9 protein-coding genes, 1 tRNA gene, 1 pseudogene and 1 other annotated feature (1 of these 12 cut by a window edge) are annotated in these 13,061 nt (G+C 35.2%); of the genes and pseudogenes, 8 read left to right on the top strand and 3 right to left on the bottom strand.

Annotation, left to right across the window (positions count from 1 at the left end):
• The coding region (locus tag CBF35_RS04870; protein ID WP_148112178.1) for a transposase at positions 1–575 on the top strand (575 nt) is incomplete at its 5' end.
• Between the two features lie 167 nt (positions 576–742).
• On the opposite strand, the gene CBF35_RS04865 is transcribed toward CBF35_RS04870, so the two are convergent.
• Positions 743–815: transfer RNA gene (locus CBF35_RS04865), tRNA-Thr, on the bottom strand.
• Positions 816–1,050: 235 nt separating this feature from the next.
• On the opposite strand from CBF35_RS04865, the gene CBF35_RS04860 reads away from it, so the two are divergent.
• The 6 genes from CBF35_RS04860 (at position 1,051) to CBF35_RS04835 (ending at position 9,604) form a co-directional block, all read left to right on the top strand.
• Entirely contained in the window at positions 1,051–2,559 is a 1,509-nt protein-coding gene (locus tag CBF35_RS04860; protein ID WP_126778864.1) for a helicase HerA-like domain-containing protein, read from the top strand.
• Between the two features lie 142 nt (positions 2,560–2,701).
• On the top strand, positions 2,702–3,394 hold the full coding sequence (locus CBF35_RS04855) for a response regulator transcription factor (protein ID WP_126778863.1): 693 nt from the start codon (positions 2,702–2,704) through the stop codon (positions 3,392–3,394).
• 1 nt (position 3,395) lies between these two features.
• Positions 3,396–4,364 carry a sensor histidine kinase gene (locus tag CBF35_RS04850; RefSeq protein WP_126778862.1) on the top strand — a complete coding sequence of 323 codons (969 nt, stop codon included), beginning with the start codon at positions 3,396–3,398 and terminating at the stop codon, positions 4,362–4,364.
• A gap of 16 nt (positions 4,365–4,380) precedes the next feature.
• Entirely contained in the window at positions 4,381–6,618 is a 2,238-nt protein-coding gene (locus CBF35_RS04845; RefSeq protein WP_126778861.1) for an FtsX-like permease family protein, read from the top strand.
• Positions 6,619–6,750: 132 nt separating this feature from the next.
• On the top strand, positions 6,751–7,524 hold the full coding sequence (locus tag CBF35_RS04840) for an ABC transporter ATP-binding protein (protein WP_126778860.1): 774 nt from the start codon (positions 6,751–6,753) through the stop codon (positions 7,522–7,524).
• Positions 7,496–9,604, top strand: a complete 2,109-nt coding sequence (locus CBF35_RS04835; protein ID WP_126778859.1) for an FtsX-like permease family protein — start codon at positions 7,496–7,498, stop codon at positions 9,602–9,604. Before CBF35_RS04840 ends, CBF35_RS04835 begins: the two co-directional genes overlap by 29 nt.
• 33 nt (positions 9,605–9,637) lie before the next feature.
• Here CBF35_RS04835 and CBF35_RS04830 read toward each other — a convergent pair whose 3' ends face one another.
• Positions 9,638–11,035, bottom strand: a complete 1,398-nt coding sequence (locus CBF35_RS04830) for a PH domain-containing protein (RefSeq protein ID WP_170174713.1) — start codon at positions 11,033–11,035, stop codon at positions 9,638–9,640.
• A gap of 4 nt (positions 11,036–11,039) precedes the next feature.
• On the bottom strand, positions 11,040–11,423 hold the full coding sequence (locus CBF35_RS04825) for a GntR family transcriptional regulator (protein ID WP_126778857.1): 384 nt from the start codon (positions 11,421–11,423) through the stop codon (positions 11,040–11,042).
• 176 nt (positions 11,424–11,599) lie between these two features.
• On the opposite strand from CBF35_RS04825, the pseudogene CBF35_RS04820 reads away from it, so the two are divergent.
• Positions 11,600–12,933: pseudogene (locus tag CBF35_RS04820) on the top strand (C1 family peptidase).
• An 83-nt stretch (positions 12,934–13,016) separates the two neighbouring features.
• Positions 13,017–13,061 (top strand) — a binding site (T-box leader); it runs 205 nt beyond the window's last position.

Here is a 13,061-nt window from a genome sequence, read left to right as displayed (position 1 = left end):
CTAGACTAATTATTGATCGATTTCATATTGTTAAACATCTAAATTCCGCATTTAATGAGTTTAGGGTAAGAGAAATGAAACGAATTAATCAACAAAACAAAAAAAGTGATGCCAATAAATTAAAAACAAATTGGAAGTTTTTGTTGAAAAACTCTAGCAACATTGATATGACACATTACAAAACCTGGCGCAGCTTCCGCTCTCCCAAATACCCATTTTTAACCGAAGCAATGATGATTGACCGTTTACTCTCCCTATCAATACCATTGGCAGATGCTTATGAATCATTTCAGCTTTTAGGACACCATTTCAGAACTAAGAATCCAGAAGGATTCTTCTCACTTTTAAAAAACTTGCCTGATAATTTAGATCCACAGTTTAAAAAGAAAATAGAGAATCTTCTTTCCTATGAAGAGGGCATTACAAATTCATTGATTTATAGCTATTCAAACGGAAAAATCGAAGCTAAAAATACACATATAAAAACATTAAAAAGAGTATCCTACGGTTTTAAATCATTTCAAAACATGCGTATCAGAATTTTTTTAACTAACGGCTTGATAAAAATTAAATAAAGTAAAAAGAAGACGTTTCTGGAATTTACCAGAAATATCTTCTTATAAAATTAACTCATCAGTCCTATTTGACAAAGAGCCCTTTTTCATTGTTTCAGGGAGTAGAGACATTATCATTTCCCCCAAAAAATTTCTTCAAAAACCTCAACATACCAAGGTTTTAAGTAAGCCACCTATCAGATTCGAACTGATGACCCCCACCTTACCATGGTGGTGCTCTACCTACTGAGCTAAGGCGGCACTCGTGAACAGATAATTGTTCAACACAAGTACTAGAATACCGTTTTAACAAGCTTTTGTCAATATCAAAAGCTCTAAGCTGACAGAATTTTCGAAAGTCCCATGGTTTTATCATGATGTTTTTGAACTTTTGTTTATAAACTAGAAAAAATCGTTAAATAGCCCTTAGAATTGGTTGATTTTATTATTAAATGGTAGAATATTAGATATAAAGATAACAATGGAGGGGATTTTAATGGGAGTATTACCAATCGCAGTCAATGAACATGATCTAGGTCTACAAACGAAGTATATTAACCGTCACGGCTTTATTACTGGGGCAACAGGAACTGGGAAAACTGTGACTTTAAAAGTTGTTGCAGAACAACTGAGTAAAGAAGGGATACCAGTCTTTCTAGCTGATATTAAAGGGGATTTAGCCAGTTTAGCTGAAATTGGTGGCGATGAAAAGATGTTAGCCCGGGTTAAAGATTACGGGATCAGTGACTATGAAGCTCGAGCTTTTCCAGTCAGATTATGGGATGTCTTTGGTGAATTAGGTCACCCAGTCCGAGCGACAATTTCAGAAATGGGACCGCTTTTACTTGCTCGTTTATTCCAATTAAATGACACTCAAAGCGATGTTTTACAAGTTATTTTCAAAATTGCTGATGACAAAGGGTATTTGTTAATCGACATTAAAGATTTACAATCGATGTTAAGTGAAGTCTCAAACCACCTGGATGATTATACTGGGGATTACGGTCATTTGACGAAACAAAGCATTGGGGCAATTCAACGTCATTTATTAACGATTGAAGAACAAGGTGGAAATTTATTCTTTGGTGAACCTTCTATTAAATTAACTGATTTTATGGAAAAAAATAGTGAAGGCCATGGCTTCATTAATATTTTGATGGCCCAAAAACTATTCCAATCACCAATGATTTACGCAACGATGTTGTTATGGTTGTTATCAACTTTGTTTGAAGAATTACCTGAAGTCGGCGATTTAGAAAAACCAAAATTGGTCTTTTTCTTCGATGAAGCTCATCTTCTATTTAAAGATATGCCAAAAAGTTTAGTTGAACAAGTTGAAAAAGTGGTCCGTTTAATCCGTTCAAAGGGCGTTGGTGTCTATTTTGTTACCCAAAACCTCATTGATATTCCAGAAATTATTTTAAGTCAATTAGGCAATCGGATTCAACATGCCTTAAGAGCCTACACGCCTAAAGAGCAGAAAGCTATTAAAGCAGCTGCCCAAAGTTACCGTAGCAATCCTGATTTGGATGTGGAGAAAGCTTTAACTGAATTAGAAGTCGGTGAAGCCTTGATTTCTTTCTTAGATGAGAATGGGACGCCGAGTATGGTCGAACGGGCTAAAATCCGACCGCCAGAAAGTAAAATGGGAACAGTCGATGAAAGTTATTATCAACAATTAATTAGTCAATCACCTTATGACCGAATTTATCGTGATGCCGTTGATCGGGAGTCGGCTTTTGAGCTACTGTCAGCTAAGTTACTGACTGAAAAAGAAGCAGCTGAAGCAGAGAACATTCGCAAAGAAGAAGAAAAGCTAGCGAAGGAAAAAGCCAAAGAAGACGACAAAGTGGCGAAAGAACTAGCTAAAAAAGAACGTGAAGAAGAAAAGAAACGCAAGAACAATCCACTTACTAAGTTTACGTCGACATTTATGAGCCAACTATTTAGAAGTGCCAGTCGTGAAATTATTCGTGGCGCTATGGGTGTCTTTAAAAAACGTTAACTCCTACTAAATATTTAAGAGTCTCCCTTAGAGGAGGCTCTTTCTTGCGTTTTTTTTAAGATGGGTTCGCTAGTACTACTGATTGCCTCTAGAATAAGGTATAATAATAAGCATTAGATTAAGAATGGAGCGGAATGAGCTTATGAAAATCATGTTAGTTGAAGACGATAAAAAAATAGTCCAACTAGTTAGTGAGCATTTGGAAAAATATGATTTTAATGTCGTATCGCCAACAGACTTACAAAATGTAACGGCTTTTTTTGAAAAATGTGACCCACAGCTAGTCTTAATGGATGTTAATTTACCTTATTACGACGGATTTTATTGGACCCAACAAATTCGCAAAACATCTAACTGTCCAATTATTTTCTTGTCAGCTCGTGAAGGCAATATGGATCAAGTGATGGCTTTAGAATATGGTGCTGATGATTATATTACGAAACCTTTCTCTTATGAATTACTGTTAGCTAAAATTAGAAGTCATATTCGCCGAGTCTATGGCGAATATGCCTCTTCTTCAGAAGAAAGAGTCTATTCAAAAATGAGTTTAAGTTACTATCCTGAGCGATTAGAGTTAGAAAATCAAGGAAAAAAAGAGTTATTGACGAAAAAAGAAGGGGAGTTAGTTGAATTATTAATTGAAGCTTACCCAAATATTGTCACTCGTGAAGCGATTCTTAATAAACTTTGGGACAATGAGAATTTTGTTGATGACAATACTTTATCAGTCAATGTCACTCGTTTACGGCGGAAATTTTTTGATTTAGGTTTTGAAAATGGCATTATTACCGTTCGAGGCAAAGGTTATCGTTTAGACTTAGGCGAGGAATCTTAGTATGAAATTATTTTTAAAACAACATAGCCCCTTTATTTTTTTATACTTGATTTTAAGCGTTTTATTAATTGGGATTGTGTGGTTAGATGGCTATCGCAAAACAGTTATTTTACTATATGGTTTTGGCTTAGGATTTTTTGTTGTGACAATTTATTTACTCTTTGTCTATTTAACCCAACGAAACTTATATAAAGCCTTTTCGAAAAAAAATTGTGAGAGCATTTATGAAGAGATTCAAAATGATGCTTCGCCTTTATCCCAATCAATTAATCGTTTGCTTCAAAGACAATATCATTATTTTTTTAGTGAAAATAAAAAGCTGCAAAATGCTCGAGACGAACACACTCGTTTTATTAATCAATGGGTTCATCAAATGAAAACCCCATTGGCAGTGATTGAACTGATGATGGAAGACGATAACTTAGATAAAGAAAGTTTGATGGAAGAAACAGACAAAATGAAAGAAGGCTTAAGTTTAGCCTTAACTATGGCACGCTTAGAATCGTTTCAAGCGGATTTTGTGATTGAAAAAGTGAATGTCCGCCAAGTAGCTAATCAAGTTGTAGCCGAGCACAAACGAAACTTTATTCGCAACTATGTCTATCCGAAAATTGATATTCCAGATGAGTTAACCGTTGAAACCGACCGTAAGTGGTTAGTTTTTATCTTATATCAAATATTATCAAATAGTATTAAATATTCTCAGAACTCTGGTAAAAACATCGAAATTACTGGCAAGAAAGAACGAAGTGTGGTCAGTTTAGAAATTACTGACTATGGTAGCGGGATTTCTAAAAGTGATTTGCCAAGAGTTTTTCAACCGTTCTTTACTGGTGACCAAGGAAGAAATCATCAAGAAGCCACGGGGATGGGCTTGTATTTAGTTCATGAAATCGCCCAAGAACTAAATCATGAAGTCGTGATTGCCTCGGAAGTCGAGGAAGGAACAACGGTGACAGTCAACTTTTAAGAAACGGAGGGTGGCAATGAATTTTAGGCAGTTAGTGTTTAAAAATATTTTGCGAAACGCGCGAGTTTATTTATCTTATTTTTTAAGTAGTGTCTTTTCAATTTTTGTCTTTTTCACAGCAGCTATTTTGTATTTCCACCCTGCCTTAGAAGGGGACTTTTTAGATGGAAATACCCGTTTAACTGCTATTACTTTGTATTTCACGACGAATAGTCTTTTTGGCTTTGCCCTCTTAGTCATTGCGATTTTGAGTTTGATTTTTTTAGGATCAATGTTTTTCTTATTTTTAAAAGAACGACAACAAAATTTCAGTCTCTATATGATGCTCGGTATGACAAGAAATAATTTAAGAAAAATGATTGCCTTAGAAAATAGTTTAGTCGGAATGAGTAGTATTACTGTTGGCATCGTGATTGGCGTAATATTCAGTAAGTTTATCTTATTAATTGGTCAAAATATCTTAGGGGTGGATCAGCCATTAACTTTTTATTTCCCAACAGAAGCCATTGCCTTAACGTTAATTGTTTATTTATTTGTTTTTATTGGTGTGATGTTATTAACCTTAAGTTTCTTTAAAACAACTGACGGTTCAATGACTTTAAATATTTTTAACAAAAGCTTAAAAGACCCGAAAACGAATGATTATTTAATTGCTTTAGGAATAGTTAGCTTATTTTTAACTTATAGTATGACTTTCTTGTTTGTGAAAGTCGTCAAGTGGAGCTCCCTAGACTCTAGTCTGAAAGGCGTGACTGATTTTACGAAAGTCTTACTGATTGGCGCCGCTAGTTTTTTTTGTTTAGGTTTGTATTTGTTTTTTCAGCAATTATTGATTCAAGTCGTCAACTTATGTCGGAAGTATTCTTGGCGGTTTAAAAGTGATAAGTTATTTGTTTTTAGTAGCTTAGCTTATCGTTTAAAAGCTAATAGCACTTTATATTTTTTAATTACATTTTCTGCCCTGTTTGCTTTTTTCACAATTACTGGAACAGTTTTATTATCGAAAGTTGAGCTTTACGGTACGAATGAAGAAAATACGCTGGCGTATACTTACCGTGCTTACAATGTGAAAAATCAAGCTGATTGGGACTTTCATGATGAAACCCTTGCCGGCATCAAAAAAATTATTAGTAAAAGTCACTATTCAGCCAAAAGTAGCCGGCTAGATGATTCGGCAGTCTTAACGTTAAACAGTCATCAGTACATTCCTGATTTTTATGATGATCGGATAGGGGTTATTGATGAAGACAACAATGTTAAGAAAAATCGCAAGTTGTTATTTTTAATGCCTTTAAGTGAATACAACAGTATGGCGCGTTTCAAAGGTAAGTCTCAATTAACCTTGTCTGGCAAACATGAGTTAGTCATTTTATCTAATAAATTTAGTCAAGTCCCTTATCAGTATAATGGGGATGTTGAGTTTGAAGGACCAAAAGAACCGAAAGTTGAAAATGTTACTTTTCGCTTTTTACCTGCTGATTACAATGCAGGGAACAATCTACCAAATATTACGGTTGTGGCAGATAATTTTTATCAAGAAATTATTAAAAATATTCAATTAGCAGGACCACGTCTCAAAGCGGAGCAACTTGTTAGTGAGCCACCAGCGGGATTGACTAAAGAGGAATACCTTAAATTAATTGAAATTCCCCAGCTGAGTTACCCTTTCCAAATTATTCACTTTAAAGAGTGGGCAACTTCTGGTAGCGTTGATACAGAAGTTCGTGATTATCTTCGAGAGCGGCAAGAAGTTATTAACGAAAGGATCGATGAAAGTGAAGAGACTTATGACCCATTAGTTGATGACTATACGTTTTTTGACTATACGTCCTCTTATCAAACGTTGTTGCAAAGAAAAAATGAACAAGGAGGGACGTTTTTAGCGAATTTACTCATTGGTTCCGTCTTCTTTATTTTCAATGCTTGTATTTTATATTTCCGCTTATTTGGTGAATTAGAGCAAGATAGTCGTTACCACCGAACCTTACATTTAATCGGGATACCGCCAAAATTAAGACATCAATTGATTACCTTAGAGATGGCAGTGATGTTTTTCTTACCATTGACGATTGCAATTATCAATTATTTATTAGTCGTCTGGGGTCTTAACGTGATTATCGGGATTAATATTTGGCAAGAAGCTTTCTTAGTGATTGGCCTATTTTTAGTTTTCCAAGTTAGCTTTTTCTTCATTTCAAGACGAAATTACTTGAATAATGTGGAATATCGAGTTGATAAGTGGCAAGGTTATTGAATAATCTGAGAGGATCATTCAATAGCCTTTTTAGATATGACAAAGCTGTAAGATTAATGTCATTATTATCCATATAATAAATGATTAAAGAGGGCTACAATAAAGGTAAGATTAAAATAGGAGGTCAGAACGGTGGCATTATTAGAAATTAAAGATTTATCAAAAGTATATCAAGGGCCAGTGCCTTATGAAGCCTTAAAAAAAATTGATTTAAAGGTAGAAGAAGGGGAATTTGTAAGTATTATGGGACCTTCAGGTAGTGGCAAGACGACATTATTAAACTTAATTGCAACTTTAGATCAACCAACTAGTGGCAATGTTTTTATTAAAGGGCGCAATCCCCACGAGTTAAGTAAAAATGAATTAGCTGAGTTTCGTCGGAAAGAATTAGGCTTTGTCTTTCAAAACTTTAATTTATTGCCGACTTTAACGGTAGAAGAAAATATTATGTTGCCTTTAACTTTAGATAATCAAAGTGTTGTGGCAATGAAAGAAAAAGCTTACGAAGTCATGGAAGATTTGGATATTTTAAACTTGAGACAAAAGCGGACTTATGAAATATCAGGCGGGGAATCCCAACGGGTAGCAATCGCTAGAGCATTAATTCATCGTCCTAGTTTGATTTTAGCAGATGAACCAACAGGAAACTTAGACTCAAAAGCTGCAGGTAATGTCATGCACTTATTAGAAAAATTTAACTTCGAGCGAAATGTTACGACTTTAATGGTCACTCATGATGCGGTTTCAGCTAGTTACTCTCACCGAGTAGTCTTTATAAAAGATGGTAAATTTTTCAATGAGATTTACTGTGGTGATGATCGGGAACTTTTTTATCAAAAAATTCTTGATGTACTTGCACATTTAGGAGGAACGAATCATGAATTTCAAGCAACTCGTCTTTCGTAATGTGACTAGAAACGGACGAGCCTATGCCTCATATTTTTTAAGTAGCTTATTTTCAGTCATGGCCTTTTTTATTTTTTCATTGCTCTTCTTTCATCCAACGTTGAATAATGGCAAACAAGGCAGTAGCGAGACGGTGGCTTTTTTAGCCCAGATTGGGATGCAAGTGGCCCAAGTTGTAATTGTCATCATGTCTTTCGTGTTTTTATGGTATACCTTTAGTATTTTTTTAAAAGCTCGGAAACGTGACTTTTCAATTTACTTAATTTTAGGGATGTCGGAAAAAGATTTACGACGGATGATATTTTTAGAAAATACGCTGCTAGGCTTAGGCTCAGTCATTACTGGTATTTTAGTCGGAACTTTTTTTTCAAAATTCGTTTTACTAGTTAGTCAAAATTTATTGGCGATTGAAGAAGGTTTGGCTTTTTATTTACCAGTTAAACCAGTACTTTTGACCTTTATCGTCTATATGATTTTGTTTAGTTTCATTTCAATCATTACGACATTTACGATTAAAGTTGCTAATTTAACGGAAATGAGTAAAGCTGATGAGCGGCCGATTAAAGTCGGAAAAACCACATGGTACTATGCTGTCGGTAGTTTATTACTAATTGCCTTAGGTTACGGTGCTATTTTAAAATTTGTCTTTGATGTCCGTTTTAGCTCCGGTTATGCGTTAGGTTTAATTTTAGTCTGTGTCTTACTGACAATCGCTGGGACATACGTTTTTTTCCAACAAAACAGTGTCCGCTTTTTTTCTTTTTTACAAGGCAGAAAAATCTTTTATAAAAAAGTCAATATGTTAACTATTACGAACTTGATTTACCGGATGAAAATTAACGGTACGATGTATTTTATGATTGCAATTGTAGCAACGGTGGCTTTTGTTGGGATTGGCGTGACCATGGCAATTGGGGGACAAGAATTTGCTCAAACCCAAGCAAGCAGTTTTGCCTACAGTTATACTCGCAACGCTGAAGATGAGGAAGATATGCGTTATCATCAAGAAAACATTGATTTGATTAGTCAACGAATTAAGCACTCAGGTTTTGAGCCTTTAGTCCTGTCGTTCAAATCGGCTTATCTGATGATTGAAGATGAGCAGTTAGCAAGTAATTATGTTAATTTGATTCCTGTTAGTAGTTACAATAAATTAGCGCGTTTTACTGGCGATGCTGAAATTATGACGGATTCCGACCAACAAATAGTCATTTTAGCAACATCTAATACTAATTTAAAGGAAATTCAAAATAGCTCTAATTTAGGAAAAGAAGTAACTAGTCAAGCCTATCAAGGGATGAGTGATGAGCCAATCACAGTCAATTATGTCTTAAAGCCAGTTCAATTCAATATTGGCTACGGAGCAACTGCTGTTGTTTCAGATAAATTTTACACTGAGACTTTGGCAATCGAAGTTGCTAAGCTGAAAGCAGAAGGCATTAAGTATACCCCTTCTGAAATAACGATTATTCATTATCGTGAGTGGGCGGAGCTTGGTCAGATAGATCGAGATATCCGAGGAAGCTTAGATGTGATGTGGACTAACAGTCAGGAAGAAATCAATAATGTTTATGGAGAGGCCGAAAGCAACAATCCTTCAGAGTTTAGCGATGAAGAACAAGAAAAACTCGATAAGGCTCTAAGTCGCAATTTTGAGTATACGTCAATGTATCAAACTTGGATTCAAACGAAGCAAAGTAACGGCTTGATCTTATTAGTCAGTGTCTTGTTAGGTTCGGTATTCTTTACATTTGCGGCGTGTATTATTTACTTTAGACTATTTGGTGAGTTAGAAAGTGATGGGAAGTATCATCGCTCCTTACATATCCTAGGTATCCCTCGCAAAAATCGTCATCAAATCGTGACAAAAGAGATGCTAATTATGTACTTTATTCCGATCGTCGTTGCAATGGCTCATTTCGCGATGGCAATGTATGCATTAAACGTCTTAATTGAATTACCAGTCTTTACTTATTATTGGCAAATCATTGGGGCTTATGTCGTCTTCCAATTAATCTTTTTCTTGATTTCTAGATGGCGGTATTTACATCACTTAGATTATCGAGCAGAAAAAAATTAGCAAAAAATGCTGTGACAATTGTCACAGCATTTTTTATTTTAATTTATTGACTAATCGTTGATAGTTTTCTTCAGTTTCACTCGTTTTTTGATTAGTAAAATAATAAGAGTGGCCCTGACTTGTAATTTTAATGATTTTTTCTGAACGATGATCAATATAAAAATTGGCTAATTCTTTTTCACCAGTGACTTTGAATTTACCAGTAGCGTAATGGGCTGTCCCTGTGCCGTTAACTCTTACAGATTTAGGTAGTTCATCTATTAATGCGATGTCCTCAATTTCTTGATAAGCTAAAGTAGCCGAGCTAGCTAAAGGGGCTTTTAAAGTAATCGCTGTGTCAGTAAAAGCCATTGTAAAGGCATGTTTCGAAAAATCCGCTCGTAACATCATCGTTGATAAAATGACTAAGAGGCTTAGTGTCAAAGTCATAATAATCGTTAAAGTTCGGCGTCCACTTTTATTCCCCAGATTTAATGACATATTCATGCCAAGGCGGTCTTGAACCATTGTCCGAGAATCATGAGGGTTGTTATAAAAGCCGTAACGCCAAAAACTGTCTTCTTGAGCACTTAAATATTTATGACTGGCTGTTAACAAGTCATCTTGTTTTTTACGAGCAGAAAAGATTAAGTAGCAAACTAAAGCTAAAAAGCCTAGAGTAGTCAAGACTAAAAACAAGCTAATCCAAGTAATTGTGGCGGTACTAGTAAAGATGGCTAGATTAATAATCAGTTCTAACAAGACAACGTAATAACCGCTTAAAACTGCCATTAAGGACCAGTTACGACGGAGGATATCATTACACTGTTGGTTAATCAGGGAGTCATCAGTTAAAACTTTAGCAGGCAAACGTAAGATAAAATAATAAGCTAAGAACATTAAGCTGACCATTCCTAAGAATAGTAAGTTAATCCACAAATAAGCGGCCCAAATTGTGCTGGAGTTTAAACCTAAACTAATAAAGATAATTGGAACGAGAACTAAGGGAATAAACCAAGTAGGGGCGAGACTTTTTTGATTTTTATTTTGTGACAAGGTTGTATCAATCCGCACAAGCTCCGAGTTGTCGTCATTGACTAGCCAACCTTGGGCTTTTTTCATTAGTTGCATCTCCCGAATACCGGAAATTAAAATTAATTGCGCAACTCCAAAAGTGACAAAGGTTAAGGTTAAGTAAAAGATTAAAGCAATAGAATCATAATTAATAAAAATTAAAGGTAAAGCCGCCAAAGCTAAATAAAAAATGCTTTTTTTAAGTTTTTTTCGAAAATTAAGGATGACTGATTTAGTTTCAGGTTGATTGATTTGTTCGTCAGTTAAGGTGGTTTCTAAAATAACATTTTTGTGAGGCTTTGTGTAAAGATTAAAAGTGAAATAGAGGATTCCTAAGATCACTAAGTGAATACCGTATAAGAAAATAAACATAAACATAAAATTATACATCCTTTCGTTGATGAGTTAGATAAATTTTTTTAGTTAAGTCATTAATGGTCGTTTCCGAGATGCCATTTAAAGTGGATTGGGCAAATAACAATTCCAAAGTTTCCGTGAGTTCCACTAAATAGTTAGGATTAGTCGAAATATGTTCTTTGATTTTAGTCCCTTGCCGTCGATCCATTTCAACGACGCCTTCCTCTTTTAAGCTTTGATAAGCCTTGGAAACAGTCATCATATTAACACCAATATCGTCAGCTAGTTGGCGAACAGAAGGTAAGGATTCCCCTGGTTTTAATTGGCCTGTTGCTAAGGCGAGAATAATTTGATTACGAATTTGTTGATAGATGGGTAAGTCACTAGTCATATTTAAAGTTAAGATCACAATGAGTTCCTCCTTTCTGTGTCTTCTTTGTATTGCTTATCTTAATACAGGTAAGGTGACTTTGCAAGAAAAATAAGTGAAAAGTTAAATGCGTAGTTAAATCACTTTGTTATTATTGGAATTATCATAAAAAAAGGAGTAAACTTAAAGAATTAAGTCTAGAGAGGAAGAAGAAAATGAAAGAATCAATCGACATGACTCAAATTAAGGAATTTGCGACAAATTATGAAAACTCACTTGAAAAACGTGCCATTCAGCGAGGGGTAGTCAAGAATGGCATTTTAGCTTCTTCTATCAATCAATCCTCAACGGTTTTAAACACGCCAGTTTTTTCAATTGATCTAGAAACAGGGAATGTGGCAAATCAAAAACAAAGTGGCCGTTGTTGGATGTTCGCTGCCTTAAATACGTTCCGCCACCACATGGCCCATACGCTGAAACTAAAAGACTTTGAGTTGTCTCAAAATCATACCTTTTTCTGGGATAAGTTTGAAAAAGCTAATTATTTTTATGAAAATATTATTAAGACTAGCTCAGAGGAACTAACCAGTCGTAAAGTCGCATTCTTATTAGCTACCCCTCAACAAGATGGTGGCCAATGGGACATGTTAGTCGCTTTAATTCAAAAATACGGGGTTGTTCCTAAATCGGTCATGCCAGAAGCTTTCAGTAGCTCTGCTTCCAAAGAATTAAACACTTATTTAAATAAAAAATTACGGAAAGATGCTGTCACGTTACGAAATTTAATCGCCGAAAACAGTAGTCAAGAAGTCTTACGAGCTGAAAAAGCCTTGATGTTAAATGATGTTTATAATATGTTAGCCACAGCCTTAGGCACACCACCAACAACCTTTGATTTTGACTACCGGGACAGTGAACAAGTCTATCATTTAGATCAACATTTAACACCACAAACATTTTACGCTAAATATGTGGGCTTAGATTTAAGTGAATATGTCAGTGTCATTAATGCTCCAACAGCGGACAAGCCTTACAATCAAATGTATACAGTTGAGATGCTCGGTAGCGTCGTTGGCGGTCAAGAAGTTCGCCATTTAAACGTTGATATGCCGACCTTTAAAGAGTTAGCAATTGCCCAATTAAAAGCTGGTGAAGCGGTTTGGTATGGCTGTGATGTCGGTCAATCATCCACTCGTGATTCAGGAATTATGGCAACAGATATTTATGACGTTGACAGCACTTTAGCTGTTGATTTTTCAATGACGAAAGCCGAACGCTTAGATTACGGTGAAAGTTTAATGACTCATGCCATGGTCTTGACCGGAGTGAATTTAATTGAGGGGCAACCAACTAAATGGAAAGTTGAAAATAGTTGGGGAGATAAAGTCGGTTCGAAAGGTTACTTCGTGATGAGTGATGCTTGGATGGATGAATATACTTACCAAGTTGTGATTAAAAAACCTACTTACCAGAACATTTACAAGCAATTATCGCGGCAGACCAAGTGACGACCCTTTTACCTTGGGATCCAATGGGTGCCTTAGCTTAAATTTTTGGTCATTCTAAATAAAAGAGTTGACCTTTAGTTTTATTCATGATAAAGTATTGAAAAGTTCATTAGAACACAATTAGAAAAAAGCTTAGAACAGACCAAGTAATTATATAGTGATGTTTTTA

The organism is Vagococcus salmoninarum, from assembly GCF_003987495.1.
GTDB classification, from domain to species: Bacteria; Bacillota; Bacilli; order Lactobacillales; family Vagococcaceae; genus Vagococcus_D; species Vagococcus_D salmoninarum.
The sequence above is the reverse complement of the archived record's forward strand: the minus strand, read 5'-3'. Positions and strand labels throughout refer to the sequence as shown.

Excerpts from the sequence above, each read along its gene's own strand:
- CBF35_RS04860 (WP_126778864.1), top strand. The coding sequence starts at position 1,051 with ATGGGAGTATTACCAATCGCAGTCAATGAACATGATCTAGGTCTACAA.
- CBF35_RS04855 (WP_126778863.1), top strand. The coding sequence starts at position 2,702 with ATGAAAATCATGTTAGTTGAAGACGATAAAAAAATAGTCCAACTAGTT.
- CBF35_RS04850 (WP_126778862.1), top strand. The coding sequence starts at position 3,396 with ATGAAATTATTTTTAAAACAACATAGCCCCTTTATTTTTTTATACTTG.
- CBF35_RS04845 (WP_126778861.1), top strand. The coding sequence starts at position 4,381 with ATGAATTTTAGGCAGTTAGTGTTTAAAAATATTTTGCGAAACGCGCGA.
- CBF35_RS04835 (WP_126778859.1), top strand. The coding sequence starts at position 7,496 with ATGAATTTCAAGCAACTCGTCTTTCGTAATGTGACTAGAAACGGACGA.
- CBF35_RS04830 (WP_170174713.1), bottom strand. The coding sequence starts at position 11,035 with ATGTTTATGTTTATTTTCTTATACGGTATTCACTTAGTGATCTTAGGA.